Source organism: Streptomyces sp. Inha503 (assembly GCF_047215865.1).
Taxonomy (GTDB): Bacteria; Actinomycetota; Actinomycetes; order Streptomycetales; family Streptomycetaceae; genus Streptomyces; species Streptomyces lycopersici.
On sequence record NZ_CP178360.1, the window covers coordinates 102,277 to 126,062 of the forward strand.

General features: G+C 70.3%; 21 protein-coding genes and 3 pseudogenes. 16 read left to right on the forward strand and 8 right to left on the reverse strand.

Annotated features, from left to right (window positions below; all coding sequences use genetic code 11):
* Positions 1–56: 56 nt before the first annotated feature.
* From ACJX2R_RS00560 to ACJX2R_RS00570, 3 genes are all read right to left on the reverse strand, one after another.
* Complete coding sequence (locus ACJX2R_RS00560) at positions 57–695, reverse strand: hypothetical protein (protein WP_413098209.1); 639 nt, start codon at positions 693–695, stop codon at positions 57–59.
* 306 nt (positions 696–1,001) lie between these two features.
* Complete coding sequence (locus ACJX2R_RS00565) at positions 1,002–1,901, reverse strand: arginase family protein (RefSeq protein WP_413098210.1); 900 nt, start codon at positions 1,899–1,901, stop codon at positions 1,002–1,004.
* 173 nt (positions 1,902–2,074) lie between these two features.
* The gene (locus tag ACJX2R_RS00570; RefSeq protein ID WP_413098211.1) at positions 2,075–2,794 is read right to left on the reverse strand and encodes an HAD family hydrolase; all 720 of its coding nucleotides are present in this window, start codon (positions 2,792–2,794) and stop codon (positions 2,075–2,077) included.
* A gap of 1,265 nt (positions 2,795–4,059) precedes the next feature.
* On the opposite strand from ACJX2R_RS00570, the gene ACJX2R_RS00575 reads away from it, so the two are divergent.
* Complete coding sequence (locus tag ACJX2R_RS00575; protein ID WP_413098212.1) at positions 4,060–4,545, forward strand: pyridoxamine 5'-phosphate oxidase family protein; 486 nt, start codon at positions 4,060–4,062, stop codon at positions 4,543–4,545.
* Between the two features lie 173 nt (positions 4,546–4,718).
* Here the strand turns inward: ACJX2R_RS00575 and ACJX2R_RS00580 are convergent, their stop codons facing one another.
* Both ACJX2R_RS00580 and ACJX2R_RS00585 read right to left on the reverse strand, forming a co-directional pair.
* Positions 4,719–5,015, reverse strand: a complete 297-nt coding sequence (locus ACJX2R_RS00580; protein ID WP_413105741.1) for a type II toxin-antitoxin system Phd/YefM family antitoxin — start codon at positions 5,013–5,015, stop codon at positions 4,719–4,721.
* Positions 5,016–5,252: 237 nt separating this feature from the next.
* Positions 5,253–6,089, reverse strand: coding sequence for a hypothetical protein (locus ACJX2R_RS00585; RefSeq protein WP_413098213.1), 837 nt, complete (start codon positions 6,087–6,089; stop codon positions 5,253–5,255).
* 561 nt (positions 6,090–6,650) lie between these two features.
* Here ACJX2R_RS00585 and ACJX2R_RS00590 point away from each other — a divergent pair.
* The 7 genes and pseudogenes from ACJX2R_RS00590 (at position 6,651) to ACJX2R_RS00620 (ending at position 10,541) form a co-directional block, all read left to right on the forward strand.
* Positions 6,651–7,058, forward strand: coding sequence for a site-specific integrase (locus ACJX2R_RS00590; protein WP_413098214.1), 408 nt, complete (start codon positions 6,651–6,653; stop codon positions 7,056–7,058).
* A gap of 172 nt (positions 7,059–7,230) precedes the next feature.
* Positions 7,231–7,728, forward strand: a complete 498-nt coding sequence (locus ACJX2R_RS00595) for an SDR family oxidoreductase (protein ID WP_413098215.1) — start codon at positions 7,231–7,233, stop codon at positions 7,726–7,728.
* 71 nt (positions 7,729–7,799) lie between these two features.
* On the forward strand, positions 7,800–8,084 hold the full coding sequence (locus ACJX2R_RS00600; RefSeq protein ID WP_413098216.1) for a hypothetical protein: 285 nt from the start codon (positions 7,800–7,802) through the stop codon (positions 8,082–8,084).
* A gap of 33 nt (positions 8,085–8,117) precedes the next feature.
* Positions 8,118–8,399, forward strand: a pseudogene (locus tag ACJX2R_RS00605) (DUF6640 family protein); the annotation flags it as partial.
* 303 nt (positions 8,400–8,702) lie between these two features.
* Positions 8,703–9,493: pseudogene (locus ACJX2R_RS00610) on the forward strand (integrase).
* A gap of 29 nt (positions 9,494–9,522) precedes the next feature.
* Positions 9,523–9,780, forward strand: a complete 258-nt coding sequence (locus ACJX2R_RS00615) for an aminotransferase class I/II-fold pyridoxal phosphate-dependent enzyme (RefSeq protein WP_413098217.1) — start codon at positions 9,523–9,525, stop codon at positions 9,778–9,780.
* 11 nt (positions 9,781–9,791) lie between these two features.
* A pseudogene (locus tag ACJX2R_RS00620) lies at positions 9,792–10,541 on the forward strand (SDR family NAD(P)-dependent oxidoreductase).
* A 313-nt stretch (positions 10,542–10,854) separates the two neighbouring features.
* Here the strand turns inward: ACJX2R_RS00620 and ACJX2R_RS00625 are convergent.
* Positions 10,855–13,692, reverse strand: a complete 2,838-nt coding sequence (locus tag ACJX2R_RS00625) for a family 78 glycoside hydrolase catalytic domain (RefSeq protein ID WP_413098218.1) — start codon at positions 13,690–13,692, stop codon at positions 10,855–10,857.
* A 492-nt stretch (positions 13,693–14,184) separates the two neighbouring features.
* On the opposite strand from ACJX2R_RS00625, the gene ACJX2R_RS00630 reads away from it, so the two are divergent.
* From ACJX2R_RS00630 to ACJX2R_RS00665, 8 genes are all read left to right on the forward strand, one after another.
* On the forward strand, positions 14,185–15,669 hold the full coding sequence (locus ACJX2R_RS00630; protein WP_413098219.1) for an MFS transporter: 1,485 nt from the start codon (positions 14,185–14,187) through the stop codon (positions 15,667–15,669).
* A gap of 231 nt (positions 15,670–15,900) precedes the next feature.
* A complete protein-coding gene (locus tag ACJX2R_RS00635; RefSeq protein ID WP_413098220.1) occupies positions 15,901–16,536 on the forward strand; it encodes a TetR/AcrR family transcriptional regulator in 636 nt (211 codons plus the stop codon).
* Between the two features lie 298 nt (positions 16,537–16,834).
* Positions 16,835–17,605: an SDR family NAD(P)-dependent oxidoreductase gene (locus ACJX2R_RS00640; protein ID WP_413098221.1), complete on the forward strand. Its 771-nt coding sequence runs from the start codon at positions 16,835–16,837 to the stop codon at positions 17,603–17,605.
* A gap of 433 nt (positions 17,606–18,038) precedes the next feature.
* Positions 18,039–18,527 carry a hypothetical protein gene (locus tag ACJX2R_RS00645; protein WP_413098222.1) on the forward strand — a complete coding sequence of 163 codons (489 nt, stop codon included), beginning with the start codon at positions 18,039–18,041 and terminating at the stop codon, positions 18,525–18,527.
* Between the two features lie 165 nt (positions 18,528–18,692).
* On the forward strand, positions 18,693–20,939 hold the full coding sequence (locus tag ACJX2R_RS00650) for a glycoside hydrolase family 3 C-terminal domain-containing protein (RefSeq protein WP_413098223.1): 2,247 nt from the start codon (positions 18,693–18,695) through the stop codon (positions 20,937–20,939).
* A 175-nt stretch (positions 20,940–21,114) separates the two neighbouring features.
* The gene (locus ACJX2R_RS00655) at positions 21,115–21,867 is read left to right on the forward strand and encodes an SDR family NAD(P)-dependent oxidoreductase (protein ID WP_413098224.1); all 753 of its coding nucleotides are present in this window, start codon (positions 21,115–21,117) and stop codon (positions 21,865–21,867) included.
* Entirely contained in the window at positions 21,864–22,604 is a 741-nt protein-coding gene (locus ACJX2R_RS00660) for an LLM class flavin-dependent oxidoreductase (protein ID WP_413098225.1), read from the forward strand. The genes ACJX2R_RS00655 and ACJX2R_RS00660 overlap by 4 nt, the downstream gene beginning before the upstream one ends.
* A 91-nt stretch (positions 22,605–22,695) precedes the next feature.
* Positions 22,696–23,163, forward strand: a complete 468-nt coding sequence (locus tag ACJX2R_RS00665) for a nuclear transport factor 2 family protein (RefSeq protein ID WP_413098226.1) — start codon at positions 22,696–22,698, stop codon at positions 23,161–23,163.
* On the opposite strand, the gene ACJX2R_RS00670 is transcribed toward ACJX2R_RS00665, so the two are convergent.
* Both ACJX2R_RS00670 and ACJX2R_RS00675 read right to left on the reverse strand, forming a co-directional pair.
* A complete protein-coding gene (locus ACJX2R_RS00670; protein ID WP_413098227.1) occupies positions 23,141–23,353 on the reverse strand; it encodes a hypothetical protein in 213 nt (70 codons plus the stop codon). The two genes, ACJX2R_RS00665 and ACJX2R_RS00670, sit on opposite strands and share 23 nt — an antisense overlap.
* Positions 23,354–23,364: 11 nt before the next feature.
* The gene (locus tag ACJX2R_RS00675; RefSeq protein WP_413098228.1) at positions 23,365–23,784 is read right to left on the reverse strand and encodes a hypothetical protein; all 420 of its coding nucleotides are present in this window, start codon (positions 23,782–23,784) and stop codon (positions 23,365–23,367) included.
* Between the last annotated feature and the right edge of the window lie 2 nt (positions 23,785–23,786).

The window sequence follows — 23,786 nt, forward strand, 5'->3', positions numbered from 1 at the left end:
GGCAGCCGCTGGAGAGGGCTACTGATCTCCGGCAACCCACCACCTGGTTGCCGCTCCTACCGAGTCTTCGGTGTAGCGGGCTGCCGTCGGATGCGAGCCCCTTGAGATCGTTTGGTGCGGTGAGCCTCGCGCTTATCCGGAGCCCACGAGACCATCGTCGTGCGCGGTCCCGCGACGTTCACCTTCGTCGACGAGCCAGGCACCCGGGCCGATGAGCCTGCCCAGCCGTCACGCGTCACGAAACCGCGGTTCGGGGATGTCGGGGCAGGCCCCCTCAGCTCGGCACACGCCAGCCGGGTGTCACAGCGGTGATCCATCGTGCGAGCGGCGGCGATCACACGGCTACTGTCCGCAGCCGCCGCCCGCGCCGCCTTCGCCCGCAGCTCCTCGACCGCGGCCTGCCCCTCGCCGAAGGCTTCTTCCGGCTCGCGCAGGGAGGAGGCAACGTTCTGCTGCTCGATGGCGGCCGCGGTCCTCGGGTCGAGGACCCGTTCCGGCCTGCTGGCCTGGTGGGCTGCCAGCGCCTGCTGGTAGCCGGGCGACGCGGCCTCCCGCGTATGGACCGGCGCCTCGGGCGCGGCCGACCACAGGTCCGGGTCGGCGACCGCTGAACCGGAATCCGCGTCGCCGGGTGCGGGCGGCAGGACATATAGGATGCGCACGTTCGCGCCCGGCACCTTCGCGTTGGCCGCCACGATCAGCTTCGGCGCGCTCCATGAGCTACCCGTCGCCCGGCCGCCTGAGGGTGTGGAGGCATCGCCAGGTCGGCAGTGGCGTAGTAGCTCGGCAAGTTGGACAGGCCGAAGTCAGGTACCTGGTCGTACTTCTCCAGCATGCCGCACACCATCAAAGAGCTGTTCCAGGCGGCAAGGTCGGTCGTGTCCTCCCAGGTAGTCTCCGGAACGACGGAGTGAAAGGTACGCCACCCGAACACCGGGACGCCCGACCCATCCGGTTCAGGGTCCTCATGGAAAGACTGGAGTACTGCGCACCGTCGCCGGTCAGGGCCGGGCGAGAGCCACGACGAGCAGGTCGGCGAGCAGGGCCGCGCAGGAGCCGTCCGGGTCGAGGTCGGGGTCGTAGATGGTGACGTTGAGCCCCACGCACCGGTGCGAGCCGACCAACGTCCGCAGCAGCGGCACGAGTTCGCCGGACAGCAGCCCGCCGTCGTCGGGGCTGTCCACGGCGGGCATCACCGACGGATCCAGGACGTCGGCGTCCAGGTGCACCCAGAAGCCGTCAAGAGCAGTTGCCTCCAGCGTTCGCAGCGCCGCGTCAGCCGCCTGCTGGGGGCCGCGCTCCCGGATCTCCCCCACCGTCGTGCTCGCAATGCCCGAGTCCGTGAGTTCGGCGCGCTCCATGTCGTAGTCCCGGATGCCGAGGAGCTGGACGTCGCTCTCCCGCACGTATGGCCGCAGCCCTTCGAGGTCCGTGAGATCCGCCTGCCCGCGGCCGGTCGCGAGAGCCAGCTCCTCACCACCGGCGGCGCCGACGTGGTCGGAGTTGCCGGGGTGCCGAAAGTCGGCGGACCCGTCGATCACGGCGATCCCGTAACGCCCGATGCGGCGCAGCGCGAGCGAGGCGCCGAGCTGGATGGAGCAGTCCCCGCCCAGGACCACGGGAAAGTCCTCATCCCGCACGTGCCCTTCGATGCGGTCGGCGAGTTTGCGGGTGTACGCGGCGATGGCCCCCGCGTGGAACACTCCGTCGCCCTCTTTCCAGTCCCCGCGGTCATAACGGGGCGGCACGACGACGCCCCCTTCGTCGGCACCGAGCCGCGCCAGCAGCCGCTGTTCGCGCAGGGCACCGGCCAGCTTGTAGCACCCAGGCACGGCCCCTTCTACAGGCGGCTTGAGCCCGAGATTCGACGGGGCATCAAGGAGTACGAGACGACGGCGCATCGCCCCATTGTGACGAGGTGGCCCCCACCATTGCAGGGGCGGGGTGGGGGCCGGCTGTCAGTCGACCGCCCACCCCTCCGTCATCACCTGCGACCACGCGGCGATTCGGTACGTCCTGGACGGCACTCGACCGCATGTGATTCGGCGTTGTGACGCCACGGGGCCGAGACGCCTCACTGCGCGGCCGTCTCGCGGCGGCTCTCCGCCCCGGCAAGCCGTAGGATTGCCGTCAGTCCCCGGGGCACGCGCACGTCACGCTCGCTCGGCAGCAGGTACACCGGCAACCCAGCGCGCGCCGCCGCGCCGTCCTTGACAGGATCATCGCCAACGAACAGCACCCGTCCGGCCGAAAGGTTCAAACGCTCGCAGGCGACGCCGAAGATGGCAGGGTCGGGCTTCGCCAGCCCGACCTCGCAGGAGAGCACCACCGCGTTGAGCTGATCCAGCACACCGGTGCGCTGGAAGATCGGTCGGATATCCCAGCCGATGTTGCTCAGCACGCCCGTGCACACGCCTGCGCCACTGAGCGCCTCGAGTACCGGAAGCGTGTCGGGATACGGGAGCCAGGCGTCGTTGTCGGTCAGGCAGTCGTAGAGCGCCTCCACCAGCGGTGGCTCGAACGGTCCAGCGTCGGCGAACAGCCCCGTCCAGATCCGCCGGTGCGCCTCGGGCGAAAGGTCGCATCCTTCTTTCGCCGCGCCGCGCTCCGGCGCGTCCACGTACGCCAATGTCCGTCGGATCAGCGTCGCCGCGACCTGCTCGTCAAGCGTGATGCCGCGGTCCCAGGCCTTCGCCACCAGCCGTGGCGCCGTGAGCACGCCCGTGTCATCGAACAGTGTCCCCGCGAAGTCGAAGAGGACCCCAAGGACTCCTCCTTCGTCAGGTTCGCTCACTGGTGCACCATCCTCCTGTGTCGGTGATCTCGATGGGTCACTGCTGCACCTGAGGCGCCGCTGGGCTACCGCCCAGTTCGCCTGACCGGCAAGGTCCATCATGAGTTCCGCGGAGTCTGGCGGTGACCCGGGACGTGCCGTCGACAGGGCTGAGCACCGAACGGTGAGCGGACGGGCAGCCACGTCCTGGCGCCGCAGCACAAGGGCGGCCCTCCCTACTGAGAAGCAAGCGATGAGGCCGTCGTGAAGTATGCCCCACCATGTCGTGCCGGTCAGGCCCACAGCCGCCCGCATCCTCCGCAACCTGTACGCCTGCTTCAGCGCGGCGACTGATCACCCGAGCTCCCTGGCTCGGGCAACGATCAGGCGGCGAACAGCGGCAAGCCAGCTTGAGGGAGGGCTACGATCGAAGCGCGGATGACTCTTAAAGCATGACGCAAAGGGCCCCGATCCCGGGCTCGACCCCCGGTCTCAGGGCCCCATCCGCGATACAGCCAGTAAGCCCGGCCGTTCTGAGTCCGGCCGGGCTTACCGCTGCTGCCCGCCCCGGTACGACCGAGCCCCACACGCTCCTGTGTCAGGAGAAGCGCTGCACCACGAGGGTGGCGACGCCCGCCTCCTGGTCGTCACCATCGTCAGCGGTCGTCTGCCCTTCCACGTGAACCTCCGTAGCGTCCGAGGAGCCCAGCTGGGCCGGACCTTCACCGGGTGGTGAAGCGCCAAGACAGACGCCACGAAAGAACAGTCCCAAGCATAGAGGCGCGCTTTCCGCCCCCTGGCCTGCGTGACCACAACCCCCGTGCACCTTAGGGCCGTTGCGGAAGGTGCCCAGAGGGGAAATAGTCATCTGACCAGCAGCGAATCGACGTTTGACAGATTTAACAACTCGGCGGTGTCCCGGCCTGGCATGGCGGCCAGTCCAGGGCACGGGACCCCACCAACGAAGAGGTTGACGCAGTCTGCGATACCACTGTATGACCGTACAGTTACTTTTTGTATCCATTCGTCGCGGGTACGCTTACGCCGTTGCCGATCTCTTCGCAGGCCAGGGCGGTCCGTAAATCCGGTCCGGCCAGGGCCCTTGGGCGTCAGGTGAGGCCGGCGGAGGCGTTGTCGTCCCATCCGTCGTTCCTGGATGGCTCGGGGGCCACGAGTTGGGCGGCGAGAGACGGATTTCCGGCCGTGGTGTCGAGAACGGGGCGACGGCTCCGTCCCAGGGACATGAGCGGCCACGAGGGGCCACGTGGCAGAGGAGGGCGACGATCATGGACCCCAGGCAGGTCGAGCAGGAGCTGGCCGACGCCCACGAGCTGTTGAACCAGGCGTCCATGGCGCGGCTGGCATACAACGGACTCGACGGGTTGCCACGCGTCATCCCGATCGGCATCTTCTGGACGGGCGAGGAGATCGTCATGTCCACCGCGGCCACGGCGCCGAAGGTAAAAGCGCTGTCCGCACGCCCCGAGGTCGCCCTGACCATCGACGCCGGTGACAGCCCAGGCTCGGCCAAGACGCTGTCGGTGCGCGGCGTGGTGCACCTGACCATCGTCGACGGGGTCGTGCCGGAATACCTCGCGGCCGCGCGGAAGAATTTCGACGCCGCGTACGCGGCCGAGTTCGAGCGGAACTGCCAGGCCATGTACGACCAGATGGCGCGTATCGCGGTCGAGCCGCAGTGGGCGCGGTTCTACGACTTCGGCGCCGGCCGAGTGCCGCAGTTCCTCGCCGAACTCGCCAAGAAGTCGAGCTGACCATCCCGCGGCGGAGATTTCTGACCGCGTGATCCCTACGGTTACGGCACCAACGTCATGAGGCGACACGGCTAGATGGTCCCGGGCACGTCGGTCAGCTGGTTCGGCCGATGTGGATCTTGAGGAACCGGGCGGCGCGTTCACCGCGCCCTCGTCCCAGATGATCGTGTAGGTCAGGAAACGTGCCCCAGCCCGAGCTGGGCACGCACCTGCTCGTGCGGCACGCCGGTGGTCTCGCCGGACGCCTGCCGCGCCCGGTACTGCGCCACGGCAAGGGCGTCCTCGAGGTCGGCTAGTTCCTGCGGGTTGATCAGGACCGCCGCCGGCTGGCCATGGTCGGTGATGGTGGTGCGCTCACGGGCATGGGACGCGCCACGCATCAGCGACCCGAACCGGGCCCGCGCCTCCGTATCTACGTCGAGCGTCCCCTTCCCGGCCCCGCGCCCGGCGGCATAACGCTGACCAGCCAGTGCCGCCGTGATCACCGGGACTGGTGAGGCGCGGCGGGAGGAGGGACAGCAGAACCGGGGCAGGCGGCCCGCCCGTGACGCAAGCACCGGGGACAACGCACCGACGCCACCCGGGAGCGCGTGCCGAGGCCGGGCAGGGCCAGTCACCCGGCAAGGGGAGGGCCGTGAACCGCTGGGTCGGTATTGTGTCGCTGCGCGAGACCCCGCCGCCGACACCCGTGCACCGCATCGCGCTCGCTATCGAGGCCGCGGGGGTCGTTCGATCGCGCGGCGGGCCTTGGCTCGCTTCCTTCGGCCGGGGATCGCAGAGCAGGCTTCCGCAAGCAGGGTGTATGCAGGAGCAGTGGCCCGCGGCTCACTCGCTGGCTCTGTAGACGGGTGCGGCTCGGGCGAGGTGGCTTCTGCTGCGTTCATCTCGGTCGGCGGCTGGTCGCTCGGTGTCGGCGCTGGCGGTCGCGGCGCAGCTGGTGGGGTGGCGGGTGGTGCGGACTGGCGGGCCGTACGCCGTCGACGGGCCTCGGCCTGGGCGTGGCCGCGCTGCGCGGCCGTGACCGGGGGTGGGCAGCGTGGTGGGGTGGCCTGGTCCTCGTCGGTGGTCCAGTACGCGAGTTGCCAGTGCTCACCCGCCCACATGCGCAGCTGGGGCAGGTACCCACCGTTGAAGACTTCCCATCCGGCGCCCACGGCCAGGACGTGGGACCCTGGGGCGAGGGGTTCGATCAGGGTGGGGTGCTCGGAGCGGACTGCCACGTGGAAGGCGCCGCCGACTGCGGGCACGTCCAGCGCGAGAGCGATATAGGGGCGGCCCTGGCGGTCGCGGTTGACGCGCTGAACCGTGCCGAGAACGGCGATGGGGTAGGTGAACACCTCATCCCGGCGGCACGGCTGGAACAACTCGGCACACGACTCCGCGGTGGGCCCGTAGCAGAACCGGCCCCACGGGATCAGGCCGCCGCCGTGGGGCCGGACCTTGAAGCGCTTGACCAAGTCTCTATCGAAGTCGTGCACCATCAGCAGCTGAGCGATCTTGACCGCACTGTCCACCGCCGGCGGCAGAAAGGGCCGCACCGTCATGACGGAGTGCCGGACGACGTCGGGAACTGAGACATCCGTGTCAGATCGTGCGCCAAGCGTTCGTCGGATAACGCCCTATTATCCGCGGGAGCTTGGTTCGTCACCTGCGGTGACGTTTGCGGTGCCCATCGTCGTGCAGTTGCCGGCCGGGAAGGCGTTGACCGTCCGCGCGGCGGCCGACGCCTTCCTCGACTCGCTTCGCAACCCGAACACCGTCCGCAGCTACGCGACCGGCGTCGGCAAGACCACCGAGCGCATCGGTGAGGCTCCCCCGCTGGAGTCGGTCGCGGACGACGAGATCGGCGAGGCCCTGGGCAGGCGGTGCCGGACTCCGAGACCCCGGGCCCGCTCGAAGATGGCCGTGGACCGGCTCATCGCCCGGCGTGAGGTCTACCTGCGGGAGAAGACACTGTGGCGGATGCTCTACGAGACCGCCGCCCGCGCGGAGGAGATCCTCGGCGTGAACCTCCAGGACTTGGACCTGCCGCACGCCGCTGCCCGGTCAAGGCCAAGGGTGCCCGGAGCAAGGCCCGCCGCCGGGGCCAGGCCCGCGAGAACTTCGTGCTGGAGACCCTCTACCGGGACGCCGGCACCGCCCGGCTCCTGCCCCGCCCGCTGCGCGGCCGCACCCGCGGGCCGGTGTTCGTCGCCCACCGCCGCCCCGGCCCGGGGAAGGTCGTCAGCCCGCGCGACATGTGCCCGGACACCGGCCTGGCCCGCCTCTCCCACGAGGCCCGCGCCCTGATGGACGAGCACACGGCCGTACGCGGGCCGGGAACTGGCTGGGACCTGCACGAATACCGCCACTCCACCCTCACCCACCTCGGAGAACAGGTCACCTCCCTGCTGATGCTGATGGCCAAGTCCCGACACAAGAAGCCGGAGAACGTCCGCCGCTACTTCAAGCCGTCCCCCGAGGCGATCTCGGAGCTGACCAGCCTGCTCGCCCCGGGCAGCACGCGGCGCTGACCTGGTTGCTTCACCGGAATGTTGAGTGACTGGCCAGCAGGCTGCGGCGCGGCGGCGGGCCGATGCCGTCCGCATGCCGTATGCTCGTGGATGTCGAGGTGAAGCGTCGGAACGCCTCGATGCCGGTGTCGGCTCCATGGCGCGTAGTCCTACGCGAAGTGGAGCTTTTTCCATGTCTGACTCCAACAGCCGGCCCACCCTCGTCATGGGCGCCCGCGGCAGTATCGGGACGTACGTCCTCAGCACGCTGCGTGAGCAGGGCCTGCCGGTACGCGCCTCAGCCCGCAAACCGCAGCCGCGGCAGTTCCCGGGTGACGTCGAGGTGATCGCCGCGGACCTCGGCGACCCGGCCAGCCTGCGCACCGCCTTCGCCGGTGTGCGCCAGGTCTTCCTCTACGCCCACCACGACGGTACGGACGGTGTGATCGCTGCCGCCCGGGCCGCCGGGGTGGAACAGCTCGTGCTGATGTCCTCGGGCAGCGTGATCCACCCGACCTCGGCGGGCAACACCATCACCGAGGAGCACCGGGCGATCGAGAACGCGTTCGCGGCGGCATCCGATTTGACCGTGGTGCCGGTGCGGCCGCTGGTGCTGGCGACCAACGCGCTGAACTGGGCCTGGCCGATCAAGGCCGGCAACACCGTGGCGCTGACAAGCCCGATGCCCTGACCGCTCCGATCCACGAACGTGACATCGCCGCAGTCGCCGTCGCGGCACTGACGGGGAACACCGCGCCGCAGGTGAGCGGCCTGCTGACCGGCCCGGAGCGCATGAGCCAGCGCGATCAGGTTGCCCGGATCGCGGCCGCCACCGGCAAGGACATTACCGTAACCGAACTCTCCCGCAACGAGGCTGCGGGCCAGTTCTCGCGGTTCATGCCCGCCGAGGAGGCCGAGGCGGTGCTGCGGTTCCTCGACGACGCCGACGCCGGCAACTCGCCCGCCACCGACACCGTCACGCAGGTCACAGGCCGCCCGGCGACCGGGTTCGACGTCTGGGCGGCGGACCACGCCGCCGACTTCTGAACACGCGCCGAGGGAGTTAGGAGATTCCACAACGCGCAGACCATGAGCATGGGCGCGGCGCTGAGCGGGGCGGCTCTGGCCGCGATCTGGGGTAGGGGACCCTGGACGACGGGACGGCTCCAGGTCGCAGTCGGCGCCGCCTCCATGTACTGGGTGACACAGCTGTCCGCATCCGCGTATCCCGGTGTGGCGATGGCAGACCCGCCCGCCCGGTCCACCAGGAACGGGCCGCAGACCGCCGTCGCCGCCACCTCACTGACGCTCAATCTCGTCGCGGTACTCCTGGAACGCAGGCGGTGCCTGGGCGGCCGCTGAGAGCAGTGCCCGAGGCACCTCCCCTGCGTCGTGCTCAGAAGCTGTTGCCTTTTCGCTCTTGAGCGGTGGCAGTCGAACGCGGGTTCCCGGTCGGGTGATCCTGCCGGGGCGAGGGCATGAGGAAGGGACCTCCTGAACAGCTCGTGGGTGTCGAATCCATACAGCAACAGGAAGCCCCAGTGCCGCAGCCTTCCGTGTCGATGGCCGTGCAGTCCAACTCTGCGGGTGCCGGTAAATTATCCACGCAGGTCGGAAGCCTGATCGCGGATCTTCGGCTCTCCTTGTCATTCGCCCCAAGTGCTGATGAGCGACAAAGAGAAGGACATCGAGATCCTCGTTCTCCGGCACCAACTGCTGGTCCTACAGCGTCAGGTCGGCAAGCCGACCTTCACCGACAGCGACCGGCCATCCTCGCCGGCCTGCTCCACCACCTCCCCAAAGACAGACTGCGGCGCCTTCTGCTGCTGGTCCGCCCCGAGACGGTGTTGCGCTGGCATCGCGAGCTGCTCAGGCGGCGCCATGCCGCGGCCCGCGTACCCAGGCGACGTGGACGCCCACGCACCATCCGGTCGATCCGCGTCCTGATTCTGCGCCTGGCCAGGGAGAATGCCGCGTGGGGATACCGCCGGATCCACGGCGAACTCGCCGCGCCGGGGATCAAGGTCGCCGCCTCCACAGTCTGGGAGATCCTCCGCAATCACGGCATCCCACCCGCCCCCGAACGGCAGAACACCACCTGGACCGACTTCCTCCGCAGTCAGGCCAAGGCTCTGCTCGCCTGCGATCTGTTCGAAGTCCGCACGCTGACGGGGGGCCTGGACCTCGAAGACGCAGGCAGCAAGGCGAAGTTCCTCATCCGCGACCGCCTGCCGCACCGAACTGCTGGACCGGACCCTGATCTGGAACCAGAGCCACCTCCTCCACGCGCACCGTCCACACAGGGCCCTGACACAAGCCGCCCCTGCCGCCCGCTACCCACACCCATCACCCATCACCCATCACCCATCACCCAACAAGCCCAACTCAACCACCTCGAAGTCCGCCGACGAGACCGACTGTGCGGAACCCTCCACCAGTACCAGCACGCCGCCTGAGCTGCGCGGATGATTTATCGGCACCTGCAATGCGCAGCACGGACCCGGACGGCGGGATCTTTCTCTGGCTCACCTTCGCCGGAGCGTACGCCGGCCTCGACACGCAGAAGCTGTTCGAATCCGCCCTGCGGCACGGCGTGGCCTACATCCCCGGACCGGCGTTCTCCGCGACCGGCGCCTTCGGCGACGCGCTGCGTCTGTGCTTCGCCACCTCCTCGCCCGAGCGCATCGAAGAGGGCGTCGCCCGCCTCAGGGCCGCCGATGAGCTTCTGGGGGACCGCCCATGAACAGCGCACCGATGACGACGCCTTCTGTAGCCGTGGTCACCGGGGCGACCTCCGGTATCGGCGCGGCCACCGCCAGGCGGCTGCACCGGGACGGTTTCACCGTGGTGATCACGGGCCGCAGCGCCGAACGCGGCGAAGCCCTCGCCCGCGAACTCGGTTACCGCGCCCACTTCCTGGCGGCCGACCTCACCGACGAAGGCGAACCCGAGCGCCTGTTCCATCACATCGCGGCTCACATCGGCGATGTGAGTGCGGTGGTCAACAACACGGCCGCCGACCACACGGGTGACCTGCTGGAGGTACCGGGCAAGGAGGTGCGTGAAACCTTCGAGATCAACACGTTCTCGGCGGTCGCCATCCTACAGGCAGCAGGCCGTGCCATGCGGGAGACCGGAGGTGGTGCGATCGTCAACGTCACCTCCCGGCTGGCTTCCATCGGCGTGCCGACGATGGGCGTCTACAGCGCGAGCAAGGGCGCGATCAAGGCTCTGACCACGGCGGCGGCCGTTGAGCTGGCGCCGTAGGGCATCCGCGTCAACGCCGTCGCCCCCGGTATGACCCGCACCCCGCTGTACGAGACGTGGCTTGCCGAGCAGGAGGACTTGCAGGCCGTGGCCGGCGATGTCGTCGACGGCATTCCGCTGGCCCGCCTGGCCACGCCGGACGCTGTCGCCGGCGCGATCAGCTTCCTCGCCTCCCAGGACGCCGTGTACATCACCGGCGCCACCCTGCCCGTCGACGGCGGACACACCGCCCGCTGACCGGCCGTGAGCGCCCGCACCGCTCACACCCCCTGATCCGCGCCTCATCCGCACATCCGGGAGACACTCATGCCCAGCAACAGTCACTCCGTTCTGGACGGCCCCGCTCTGTGGAGCGCTCAGGCCCACATGCCCTCCGTTCTCGGCCGCCAACTGGTCGTTGAGCGCGCCGAAGGCTCCCATGTGTTCACCGCCGACGGCCGACGGCTGTTCGTCGCCTGCAAGCTCGCCCGCCGCCATTGGCAGCGCGAGGGCCGCACCGGTCTCCGGTCGCCTCCCGGCGCCCGGAGCGGGCGGCTCGCTGAGCCGTGGGTCAGTCGCGCCCCTCCAGGGCCGCGAATCTCTCCTCCAGATCGGCCAGGAAGCCGTCGCCACCAGGCAGCATCCCGGCGATGGCCCGGACGGTTGTGCCCGTGGGGGCGCCGGAGCCGCTCTCGATGAAGGCGGCGGCCTCCGGGACGTACGCGATGAGCAGGTCCTTGAAGGCGCGGGCAGCCTCCTCACGGCCCAGCAGCTCGTCCACGGTCATGTCCACCGACAGCGGCACCCGCTCATCGGTGTCGTTGCGGAACGGCACCGTCCAGATGTGGCGGCCCGAGCCCGCCTCGACGGTTTGGCCGTCGCCGGGCAGGATCACCTCGGCGGTCGTGTTCGGCGGGACGAGTGCCTTGACCGTGAGCTCGGTTCCGGCCAGGGACCAGGACACCTCCGCCTCACCGTAGGGGGTGCGCAAGCGGGCTTCGGTGTGGGTGAGGCCGCCGCCCGGCCGCGGCTCGATGCGCAGGCGGCGATAGCCGGGCGCGGCGGGCGCGAGACCGGCGACCGTGCGGTGCAGCCAGTCGGCGACCGCGCCCAGCGCATAGTGGTTGAAGGAGTTCATGCCGCCGGGGTTCAGAGTGCCGTCGGGCAGCAGGCTGTCCCAGCGCTCCCAGACAGTCGTGGCACCCATGGTGACCGGGTAGAGCCAGGACGGGCACTCCCGCTGGAGCAGCAGCCGGTAGGCGGTGTCGATGTGCCCGGCACGGGTGAGGGCGTCGCAGATCAGCGGGGTGCCGACGAAACCGGTTGCGATCTTGTGTCCATTGGCGCGAACCAGCTGGGCCAGCCGTTCGCCCGCCCGGGTGCGCTGGGTGTCGGACTCCAGCAGGTCGAAGCAGAGGGCGAGCGCGTACGCGGTCGGAGCGTCGGACATCATCCGGCCCGCGCCGGTGACGTACTCCGCCCGGAAGGCGGCGCGGATCCGGTCGGCCAGCGTCCGGTAGCGCTCGGCGTCCTCGGCCCGGCCCAGGAGCTCGGCGGTGCGGGCGACGATGCCGGTGGAGCGGAAGAAGTAGGCAGTGGCGACCAGTTCACCGGGGGTCGCGGCAGCATCCGGGCGGCCGGCGGGGGCCGTCGGGTCGAGCCAGTCGCCGAACTGGAAGCCGCTGTCCCACAGCAGGTCCTCCCCCGCGAGCGAGGCCACGTGATCCACCCAGGCGCGCATCGAGTCGTACTGCGTGGCGAGGATCCCGGTGTCGCCGTAGCGCTCGTACAGCACCCACGGCACGACCGTGGCCGCGTCGCCCCAGGCCGCGGTGGGGGTGTCGGCACCAGGGACGACCTTCGGCACGACGAAGGGGACGACGCCGTTCTCGCTCTGCTCTGCGGCGAGGTCCGCCAGCCAGGAGCCGAGGAAGCCCGCACTGTCGTAGAGGAACGAGGCGGTGGGCGAGAAGACCTGGATGTCGCCGGTCCAGCCCAGGCGCTCGTCACGCTGCGGGCAGTCGGTGGGGACGTCGAGGAAGTTGCCGCGCATGCCCCACAGGACGTTCTTGTGCAGGCGGTTGACCAGGTCGTCCGAGCAGGAGAAGTGGCCGGTGCGCGTGAGGTCGGAGTGGAGGACGACGGCGGTCACGGCGGTGGCCGGGTCGAAGCCGTCGGGGGCGCCGGTGATCTCGGCGTAGCGGAAGCCGTGGAAGGTGAAGCGCGGTTCGTAGACCTCGGTCCCCTGCCCGCGCAGAGTGTAGGTGTCAGTCGCGGCGGCGGTGCGCAGCGGCCGGGTGCACAGTTCGCCCTCCTCCAGGACTTCCGCGTGCCGCAGGGTGACGCGGGTGCCGGCCTCGCCGGACACGGTCAGGCGAAGCCAACCGACCAGGTTCTGCCCGAAGTCGACGACCGTCTTGCCCGACGGCGAGGTGGTCACCGCGACCGGGGAGATTTCTTCGATACGGCGCACGGGCGGCCCGTCGGGGGCCACGAGGGTGCCCAGGTCCCGTTCCAGCACGCGCACCCTGGCCCAGTCGGCGTCGTCGTGGCCGGGGTCGGACCAGCCGGAGCGCTCCAGCCGGGCGTCGTAGACCTCGCCGTCGTAGAGGCTGGAGGAGACGACCGGACCGGTGGCGGCCCGCCACGAGTCGTCGGTCACCACCCGCTGCGTCGCGCCGTCCTCGTACTCCACCTCCAGCTGGGCCAGGAAGGCCAGCTGATCGCCGTAGATGGCGCGGGTCTTGCCGTCGAAGCCGATACGGCCGCGGAACCAGCCGTCGCCGAGGACCGCGCCGAGGACGTTGCGGCCGGGGCGCAGCAGGGCGGCGACGTCGTAGGTCTGGTAGCGCAGGCGCTTGTCGTACGCCGTCCAGCCGGGCGCGAGCACGTGGTCGCCGATCCGGCCGCCGTTGAGCTCGGCCTCGTAGACGCCGAGGGCGGTGGCGTACAGACGGGCCGAGCGGACGGAACCGCGCAGCTCGAACTCGCGGCGCAGCAGCGGCGAGGGCTGGTCGGTCTGCGCGTCCTCGTCCCAGTCAGGGGTGACGAAGACAGCCGACCAGTCCGCGGGTGAGAGCAGGCCCGTCTCAACGGACGCCGGTTCACTCCACGGGGAGACCACGCCGTCGGAGTCCGTCACGCGCACCCGGACCGTGGCGCGGCTGCGGGAGGCGAGGGGCTCGAACGGCCAGGGCACGAGGACGGAGTCGGCCGAGTCGACTTCGACGGTGGTGGTGCCGTCGGTGGTCAGCTCGATCTCGTACGTCGTCTGGTGCCAGCCCTGGGCATCGGTGAGCGTCGTCCACGACAGCCGGGGGCGGTCTGTTCCGATTCCCAGCGCGTCGCGCACGTGCTCGAACCTGACATCCGTCACGGTGCCCGGCTGGTTACGGGTTTCCTGCCTCACGAAGCGTCCTCACTTATCAGGCCGGGCACGGGGTGTGCGCACGTCCATCCTGAGCCACCGGCCACTGAAACGATTCAAGTAGATGGGCCGAGATTCTTTGACTGAAACCCTAGCCATCAATCCCGAACGACGCTAGGTTTCCAGCCTGTGAACTTCGGGTTCATTCCTTGATCCGACCAGTTCAGACACCTGAGCCCAGGGATGGCCTCTCCCGCCGATCCTGCTCGCACGAGGCGAAGTCGGCCGCGGGCACAGGCTTGACACCCGGGGAGGCTCTTCCCACTGATGGCCGCCACGGAATTTGAAAGGTTCCAGCCTCCGGCCATGGGCGCTCCCCCACCACCCATTCTCCCCGGAAGCGCCGCCGCCCCCGCCGGGGCCGCTTCCGCCGGCACCGCACGTCGTTCCCGGCCGCTCCGTGGCCGACGTGGTCACCCTCGCAGGACCGCCGAGCCGCGTGGTCCTCCCCCTCCGACGAGAGGTCACATCGCTGTGTCTTCTTCCACCACCCCCACCCCGGCCACATCCGTTCCGGTCGACCCACCCGGAGGTTCCGGGCTGGGAGCCCGCCTGGCGCTCATCGCGCTCGCGCTGATGTGGCCGACCCAGTTCGTGTCCCTGGCCGGTCTGCTCGGCGGGAACGCCCAGGCCTCCGTCGCCCAGCACTTCCACACGACGGAGATCGGCTGGTTCATCCTGGTCAACGCCCTGGTCGCGGCGGTGATCACCCCGTTCGTCGTGAAGCTCGCCGACTTCTACGGCAAGCGCAACGTCATGATCGCCATCACCGTGCTGGGTCTGGTCGGCGACATCGTCGCGGCGCTGGCCACCAGCTACACCATGCTGCTGGTCGGCCGCGGCATCGCGGGCTTCTACGGCCCCATCGCAGCTCTCGCCTATGCCAGTGTCCGCGAGCTGTTCCCGCCCAAGCAGGTCGGCGCGGCCAGCGGAATGATCGGCAGCGGCATCGCCTTCGTGGCCCTCGGCGGCCCCTTCCTCACCGGCTGGCTGCTGGACACCTACGGCTTCCGTGGCGTGCTGTGGGCGCTGGCCGCCGCCACCGCCATCGGGCTGCTGCTCCTGCTCGCCGTCGTGCCCGAGACCCCGCAGCGCGTGGAGCGCACGAAGGTGAACTGGCTCGGCGGCGCCCTGCTCGGCGGCGGCTCGGCAGCTCTCACGTACGGCATCGGCAAGGGCGGCGAGTGGGGCTGGACCGACACCGGCACGCTCGCCTTCATGCTCAGTGGTGTCGCGGTCGTGCTGCTGTACGTGGTGGCCGACACGAAGAGCGCGCACCCGCTGTTCGATCTGACGATGATGACCCGGCGGTCGGTCTGGACGGTGATGCTGGCCACTTCCGTCGTCGCCGCCACTGTCTACGGCACGGGCGTCATCAGCCAGTTGCTGGTCCTCTTCCCCAAGATCCCGCAGGTCTCCGACGGTCTGGGCATGACAGCCACCCACTTCGCGGTCATCGGCATCCCCTCCAGCGTCCTCATCCTGCTCGTCGGTTTCGGCACCGGTGTCGCCCTGCGCAAGGTGGACGCCCGGCTTCCGCTGGGGCTCGGCGCCCTGCTCGCCGCCGTCGGCTTTCTGATGCAGCGGCAGTGGCACTACACCGACACCCAGCTGATGCTGCTGGGCACGGTCTCCGCCCTGGCCATGGGCATGATCGTGGCATCCGTCCCCGTGCTGATCATCGAGGCGGTGACGCCGGAGGAGCAGGCCACCGCCAACGGGCTGCAGAGCATGATCCAGGGAGTGCTGACGACAGTCATCACCCAGGTCGTGTACGTGGTCCTGGCCCAGGACAGCACAGTCGTCCAGGGCACCCGCTTCTACCTCGACGCCGGTTACAAGAACGCCATGCTCTTCGGCGCCGGCCTCGCCGTCCTCGGACTGCTCGCCGCGGTGCTCGTTCCGCGGCTGCGCCGGGCACAGGACGTCGAGGCCGGAGCGGCCGTCACCGCCTCCTGACCGCACCACTGCGGACTCCGGAACCGCCTGCGACCGCCGGCCCACCGCGGCGGCTGATCGGCTTCGCCGCAGTCGAGACGAGGCCGGACCACGGGTTCCGGAGTTCATCGGCTGCCTGTGGGGCGCTCAGCGGCGGACATACGCCTCTCACGGCCGCAGTCCCTCGGTCGTCGTGATCGCAGCCGGTGCCCCGTCAGCTCAGAGGGGTCATGGGTGAAGTACGGTCAGAGCGTGACGACACCACGTAAGCCCCGGGGTCCCTACCGCAAGGGACTCGAACGCCGACAGCAGATCCTGCGGGCGGCCCTGGAGGTCTTCAGCGAGCACGGCGAGCGCGGCGCGTCCCTCAAGGAGATCGCCGACCGTGTGGGCATGTCGCAGGCCGGGGTGCTGCACTACTTCGACTCCCGCGAGGAACTGCTGCTGGCCGTGCTCGCCGAGCGGGACGCCCTGGATGTCGAGGCGACCGCCGATGTGACGTCGCCCGGCGAGGCGGTCGCCAGGACCGCGGCCCACAACGCCCGGCAGCGGGGTCTGGTGGATCTGTTCGTCACCCTGTCCGCCGCGGCGTCGGATCCGGACCATCCCGCCCACGCGTTCTTCACCCGCCGGTACGCCGACCTGAGGGAGCGGATCGAGGACGGGCTGCGCAAGGCCCAGGAGCGGGACGAGGTCCGCACGGACGTCCGGCCCGACCACATGGCGCGGATGCTGCTCGCCCTGTCGGACGGGCTCCAGTTGCAGTGGCTGGTGGATCCGAGCGTCGACATGGCGGAGACGGTCCAGGCGTTCAACCTGATGTGCCTGGGTCCGGCCGTCACAGGCGACGGCGATACGCCGGAGGCGGCTGCCCGCGACCGCGGCTGAGCCTCCGGAGGTCTCTCCCTGCCCGCTCTTCCTGCCCTCTTGCTCCCCCGCAGACCGCGTGGTCGCCATGTGGTCCGCGAGGAATGCCCCGCGCACGCCTCCGAAGTCTTATGACATCCACACCCTCGAAAACCTAGCTTCACTCGCTTTTTGGCTTTAGAGTCGTCCGACGAAGCGTGCGCGAAGTGGCGCGCACAGCGCCGCGTCCCCACACCTGCGACGCCCGCACCGGGCGCGTCCCTTCCGCGCGCCTGCCGCGCCGGACCCCTCCCCCCTCAAGAAGTACGAGGTAACCCACATGGACCGTCTGGACGATCGACGCGTTTTCGTCACCGGCGCCGCTTCCGGCATCGGCCGTGCGACGACCCTGCGACTCCTGGCCGAGGGCGCCCGCGTCGTCGCCACCGACGTGGCCGAGGACGGGCTGGCGGAGACCGCGGCCCTCGCTGCCAAGGCCGGCGCCGGCGACCGGCTCGACACCGCCGCCCTGGACGTGTCCGACGAGACCGCGGTGAACACGGTCGTGGCGGAAGCCGTCGCCGGGCTCGGCGGCCTTGACGCCCTGGTCAACGTCGCGGGCATGCTGCGCGGCGCGCACACACACGAGTGCTCGCTCGACCTGTGGAACCGCGTCATCGCCGTGAATCTCACCGGCACGTTTCTCGTCACCCGGGCCGCGCTGCCCGCCCTGCTGGAGACGGGCAACGGCGTGGTGGTCAACTTCAGCTCCACCTCGGCGCAGTTCGCCCACCCGTTCATGGCCGCGTACTCGGCGAGCAAGGGCGGCATCCTCTCCTTCACGCACGCCATCGCCCAGGAATACGGCAAGCAGGGCCTGCGCGCCGTGAACATCAACCCGGGCAGCATCGCCAGCGGCATCACCGAGAACATCTTCTCGCTGGTGCCCGAGGACACGGACTGGAACCTCTTCACCAAGCTCACCCCCGCCCTCGGGGAGGGCTTCGGCTCCCCCGACACCGTTGCCGGCGTGGTCGCCATGCTCGTCTCGGACGACGGCGCCTTCATCACCGGCACTGAGATCCGCATCGACGGCGGCACCCACCAGTGAGCTGACCTCCGGGCACGTCCCTGTCGCGCGCCCGAACCCACCCCATCACACCACCACCTCGCACCACACATGGACGTGCCCGAACGGCCGGAGGCCGAAGCAATGTCGCGACCCGCAGTCGAATTGCCGCCTGCCGTCGAGGAGTCGAGGCCTCCGCACGACGGCCGGGCCCCGGTCGGCAACCGTTTCATCATCCTCTATGTGATCGCGTACCTGGGCCTGTACCTCGCAGTGATGACCGCGATGCTGGTGTCGTCGGCGATCCAGCTGGAGCGCGTCAACCCCGACGGCAAGGCCACCAGCCTGGGCCTGGTGGTGGGCATCGGCACCTTCGTGAGCATCGTGGGCGGGCTGGTCTTCGGCGTGCTGAGCGACAACACCACCGCCCGCCTGGGCCGACGCAAACCCTGGATCCTCGCCGGCATGCCGGCGCTTGGCGGGAGCCGTCGCGACCGGTCTGGCCTCGACGGTCTCCGGCGTGCTGGCCGGGTTCGTCGTCAGCCGGCTGGGACTCAGCGCGATCATGAATGCGCCGCTGGCGATCCTGCCCGACCAGGTTCCGGAGCGACAGCGCGGCAAGGTCTCGGGGCTGCTCGGCTTCACCGCGCAGATCGCCGGTGTCATCGGCTTCCAGCTGGCCGACCCGCTGGGGAGCTCCGGTCCGCTGCTCTTCCTCGTCCCGGCGGTAGGCCGGACCTGGGTGGGCCGGTTCCTGGTCCAGCTGAGCCTGATGTTCCTGACGACCTATCAGCTCTACTTCCTCACCGACCACCTGGGTTACGAGCTGGACGAAGTCACCCGGCTACTCGCCCTCACTGGCGGCGTGGGCCTGGTCATGCCCTGCCCCAGTCGGTCGCCCCGCTCATCGCACCGGGCCTGCCGGCGATCGGCGGTGGCGACAACTACACGCTGCTCTTCCTGACAGCGTCAGGCGTGGCGATCGCCGGCGGGTTGACGGTGCGCCCGATCCGCGGTGTCCGCTGAGCCTCACGGCCGAGACCGATGTCCGCCGCCACGCGGCGCCCTCCGCTCTCCCCACCCGCCCCCGCAAACCCGGCAATCCCGAGGAACCCGAGGAATCCACACCATGCCCCACAGCCCCGCCGACGCCCCTTCCGGCCTCGACGAGAAGACCTCGCTGCTCTCCGGCCGTGACTTGTGGTCCACCGAGGCCGACGAGAAGGCGGGCATCCCTTCCCTCGTGCTCTCCGACGGCCCGCACGGCGTCCGCCGTCAGCGGGCCGAGTCCGACCACCTCGGGCTCCACGCCAGCGAACCCGCCACCTGCTTCCCGCCCGCCGTGGCCCTCGCCTCCAGCTGGGACCCCGCCCTCCTGCGCCGCCTCGGCGAGGCGCTGGGCCGCGAGGCACGCTCGCTCGGTGTGGACGTGCTGCTGGGGCCGGGCGTCAACATCAAGCGCTCCCCGCTGTGTGGACGCAACTTCGAGTACTTCTCGGAGGATCCGCTGCTCAGCGGGGTGCTCGGGGCCGCCCACGCCCAGGGGGTGCAGAGCCAGGGCGTCGGCTCCTCGGTCAAGCACTTCGCGGCCAACACCCAGGAGACCGACCGGATGCGCGTCAGCGCCGACGTCGACGAGCGCACCCTGCGCGAGATCTACCTGCCGGCCTTCGAACGCGTGGTCACCGAAGCGCTGCCGACCACCGTCATGTGCTCCTACAACAAGGTCAACGGAGTGTACGCCGCGGAGAACCGCTGGCTGCTCACCCAGGTACTGCGCGAGGAATGGGGTTTCGAGGGCCTCGTCGTCTCCGACTGGGGTGCCGTCGGCGACCGCGTCGCCGCACTGCTCGCGGGCACCGACCTGGAGATGCCCGGCAACGGCGGCGGCACCGACGCCGAGGTGGCCGCGGCGGTGCGCGCGGGCACCCTGGACGAGGCGGTCGTGGACACCGCCGTCGCGCGACTGCGTGCGCTGGCCGCACAGGTACGGGCGGAGGCCGCCACGGCCGAGGTCGACCACGAGGCTCAGCACCGGCTCGCCCGCGAGATCGCCGCCGACTGCCTCGTACTACTGAAGAACCGGGAGCGGACCCTGCCGCTCGCGCCCACCGGCCGGGTCGCCGTCATCGGCGAGTTCGCGCAGACCCTGAGGTACCAGGGCGGTGGCAGCTCCCACGTCAACGCCACCCGTGTCGACAGTCCACTGGACGAGCTGCGCGCCCAACTCCCGGACGTCCAGGTCGACTTCGCCCAAGGGTACGACACGGCCGGGCAGCCCGACGCGGCCCAGCTGCGCGAGACGGCCGTCGCCCTCGCGGCGCAGGCCGACACCTCCGTCCTCGTCGTCGGCCTGCGCGAGGCCGACGAGTCCGAGGGGTTCGACCGCGAGCACATCCACCTCCCGGACGACCAGGTCGAGCTGATCCATGCCGTGGCCCGGGCGGCCCGGCGTACCGTCGTCGTGCTGCTCAACGGCGGTGTCGTGAGCCTGGAAGGCTGGCACGACGAGGTGGACGCCGTAGTGGAGGCGTGGCTGCCCGGCCAGGCCGGCGGCGGGGCGGTCGCGGACGTGCTCACCGGACGGGTCAACCCGTCCGGCCGCCTCGCCGAGACCATCCCGTTCCGGCTCCAGGACACCCCGTCCTTCCTCAACTTCCCCGGAGAGCAGGGGCATGTGCGCTACGGCGAGGGCGTGATGGTCGGCTATCGCTACTACGAGACCGCCGACGTCCCCGTCCGCTACCCGTTCGGCCACGGCCTGAGCTACACCACCTTCGAGCAGAGCGGCCTCCGTGCCACCGCCACCGGCCCCGACGCGGCGAGGGCCACCGTCACGGTCACCAACACCGGCGACCGTTTCGGCAAGCACGCCGTCCAGGTCTATGTGGCCGCACCCAGGCGCCCGGTCAGCAACCCGGCCCGGGAACTGCGAGGCTTCGCCAAGGTGGCACTCGCGCCCGGCGAGAGCACGGAGGTCGTCATCGAGCTCGACCGGCGGGCCTTCGCCTACTGGGACATCACCCGCGACGACTGGACCGTGGCCACGGGCCGGTACGAGGTCCAGCTGTGCGAGAACGCGCACGACGTCCTCGCCTCGATCCCGCTGGATCTGGAGGGAGACCAGGTGGCGAAGCCGCTCACCCTGGACTCCACGGTCGGCGAGTGGTTCGGCCACCCGGCGGCCGGCCCGGCCCTGACCGAGGCGATGGCAGCCGGGATGACCGAAGAGCAGGCCGCCGCCGCCTCGGAAAACGCGGACGCGATGCGCATGGTCGAGTCCATGCCCATGCGCCAGTTCCTCGGCTTCCTGCCGGTCCCGCTCCCGGACGACTTCCTGGAACAGCTCATGGACCTCAGCCGCACACCTGTGTGAGCGCAGCCGGAATCCGCGCCACTCGGCTCCGCCCCCGTACCGCTCGCCGGAGGGGGTGGAGCCTTCGCCGTACCGCGCCCCCGCACGGCACCCCGGTATCGGACTGCCCGCGCGGCACTCCCGCTGGGTGGGAAGGACGCGAGGCCGATGCCGCACGGCCCGGCACAGTGCCGAAGTGCCGGGCGGGCGCAGCCGCCCGGCGTACGGGCATCGGTGCGAGGGAGACGAGGAACGCGGTCAACCACAGCGGGAGCGGGGGCCGGGCCCGCTGCGGGCCACCGCGGACCGGGTCGCGCGGGCGCACGGCGTTCAGGTCCGCACCGTCGCGGGCGACCTGCTCGACCCGGACGTGATCCAGCGGATCCGTGGCGAGTCGGCCGACCTCGACGTCGGCACCTTCATCTACAACGCGGGGGCCAACGCCTACGGGTCCGAGTTCGTCGAGGGGGATCTCGCCGCCTTCCAGAAGGTCATCGACCTCAACATCACCCGCCAGCTGGAACTGACACGGCACTTCGGCGCCCGCCTCAAGAAGCGCGGCAAGGACGCAGTCGTCCTGATCGGTTCGCTGTCCGGATACGTCGGCCACGAGGGGATCAGCATCTACGCCGCCGCCAAGGCCTTCGAGCGGATCTTCGCCGAGGGCCTGTGGGTGGAGCTGCGGCCCCATGGCGTGCACGTGCTGCATCCGGTACTCGGTGTGACCCGTACCCCGGCGATGGAACGGCTCGGGCTGCGCATGGACCTTCCGGGACTGGACGTCGCCGACCCCGGGAACGTCGCCGAGGAGATCCTCACCCTGCTCGGCAATGGTCCCGTCCAGGTCGTGGGCGGCAACGAGGAGCGGGTCAGAGGGTCCTGCGGCCCGGACCGGGCGCGCCTGGTCACCGAGGTCGCGGAAGGCATGCGCGCGATGAGCCCGCCGTGACGGCGCGCGAACGGCCGCCGCGCCTGGGGGTGGTCAGCCCGGTCGTGCTGCGCGTGCCGGGCGCACACTCGCCGTGGGAGGCGACGGCCGGTGTCGCCGAACTGGCCACCGTCGCGCAGGCCGCCGACGAACTCGGCTACGACCATCTGACGTGCAGCGAACACGTGGCGGTCCCGGTGGAGGTGGCGAAGCGGCGCGGCGGAACGTACTGGGACCCGCTGTCCACATTCGGCTATCTCGCCGCCCGCACCCACCGACTGCTGGGCGCCGAGTTCGTAGAACGCGGCACCCGCGCCGACGACGCGCTCGCCGCGCTGCGGGCCTCCCTCTCGCGGGCCGAACCGGAGTACCACGGCAGCCACTACGACTACTCCGGCCTCCTGGTCGAACCGCACGCGGTACAGCCCCGGTTGCCCCTGTGGATCGGCGGCTCGACCCGGCGCTCACTGCGGCGTGCGCTCGAACTGGGCGACGGCTGGGCTCCGTTCGACCTCAGCTTCGCCCAGCTGAGCGGACTTCTGGACGGGGCGGAACCGCCGGACGGCTTCGAGATGGTGCTCTCTCCCGCCCGGCCCCTCGACCCCGCCTGCGATCCCGAAGGCGCCGCGCGCCTCCTCCGGCAGGCCCGGAAGGCGGGCGCCACGATCGTCGGCGTCCGCGTCGCCGCCGATTCGGCCGACCACTACTGCGCCCAGCTGGAGCACCTGGCCCAAGTGGCCGAAGCCGTCGGACCGTGACCGTGTCCGGCCCGTGTGAAGGGAACACCACGGTGACGCACACGCCCTCCGCCCCCGACCGCATCGCCCGACTGGAGCGGCGCCTGGCGAATTGGAGGACGAGCGGGCCATCGCCCGGCTTCTGGCCTCCTACGGTCCGCTCGTCGACAGCGGCAGCGCCGAGCAGGTCGCGTCGCTCTGGGAACCCCTTGGCGTATACGACGTGGACGAACTGCCGATGGACGGCCGGAAGGAGATCGTCGCGATGGTGCGCGGCGACCTCCACCAGGGCATCATCACGGGTGGCAGCGCCCACCTGCTCGGGCCGCACCAGATCACTGTGGACGGCGACACGGCGGTGGCCATCGGCCACTCGCTGCTGGTCCGCCACGAGGACGGCCGCTTCGTCATCGCCCGCGCCACGGCCCACCACTGGCGTCTGCGCCGTGGCCCGGACGGCTGGCAGGTGGTGCGCCGTGTCGCCCGTGTGCTCGACGGCCGGGCCGAGGTCCGCGCGCTGCTCGCGCTGGCGGTGGACCCGGCCGACTCCTCCCCTGTCACCAGTCCTGCCAGGGCATGATCGCGTTCAGCAGTCCTGTCACCAGTCCTGCCAGGGCGTAATCGCCCTCAGCGGTGGCGTGCCGCTGGCTGTACGCGAAGGAGAAGGTCCACCCTCCGGCCACTCCGGGGATGCTCAGAAGGCCCGGCATACCCACGCTGTCGTGCCACCGGAAGGCGCGTTCGGCGGCGAGGGAATGCGACTCCCGCACCTGGGTGAGCGTCAGCCGCACGCCCCGGCTGGGCGGAAGGGCAGCGCCTGCCCGGACACGAGGGCGCGGGGTGCCACGTATCCCTTCACCGGTGTGAAGAAGCCGAGGAACGGCCTCTCGACATAGGCGAGTTCGGGACGGCGTCCCCACTGGTAGGACTTTCGGCGAGCTGATTCCATTCGGCGACGCCGCGTTCCACCGGGGGCCCGGAACCAGTACATGGCGATGAAGTCGAGCGCCGCATAGGCCTGGTCGGCGGTGTGAGTCAGCTCGGCGCAGTCGGGGGTCCGCGCCCAGCGCTCGCCCCAGACGACTCCGGGCAGTGCCAGGTTCTCGGGGCGGTGGTCGAGTTGGTGCCACTCGTTGTAGTCGCGGTAACGGGATGGGTCCGTGAGGCGTACGAAGGAGAAGAAGGCGAGCGGCGAGAACACGG

Bases quoted from the DNA above. Each gene is read 5' to 3' on its own strand.
- ACJX2R_RS00640 (WP_413098221.1), top strand. From the start codon at position 16,835: ATGGACCGTCTGGACGATCGACGCGTTTTCGTCACCGGCGCCGCTTCC.
- ACJX2R_RS00575 (WP_413098212.1), top strand. From the start codon at position 4,060: ATGGACCCCAGGCAGGTCGAGCAGGAGCTGGCCGACGCCCACGAGCTG.
- ACJX2R_RS00585 (WP_413098213.1), bottom strand. From the start codon at position 6,089: ATGACGGTGCGGCCCTTTCTGCCGCCGGCGGTGGACAGTGCGGTCAAG.
- ACJX2R_RS00565 (WP_413098210.1), bottom strand. From the start codon at position 1,901: ATGCGCCGTCGTCTCGTACTCCTTGATGCCCCGTCGAATCTCGGGCTC.
- ACJX2R_RS00615 (WP_413098217.1), top strand. From the start codon at position 9,523: ATGCGCAGCACGGACCCGGACGGCGGGATCTTTCTCTGGCTCACCTTC.
- ACJX2R_RS00650 (WP_413098223.1), top strand. From the start codon at position 18,693: ATGCCCCACAGCCCCGCCGACGCCCCTTCCGGCCTCGACGAGAAGACC.
- ACJX2R_RS00595 (WP_413098215.1), top strand. From the start codon at position 7,231: ATGTCTGACTCCAACAGCCGGCCCACCCTCGTCATGGGCGCCCGCGGC.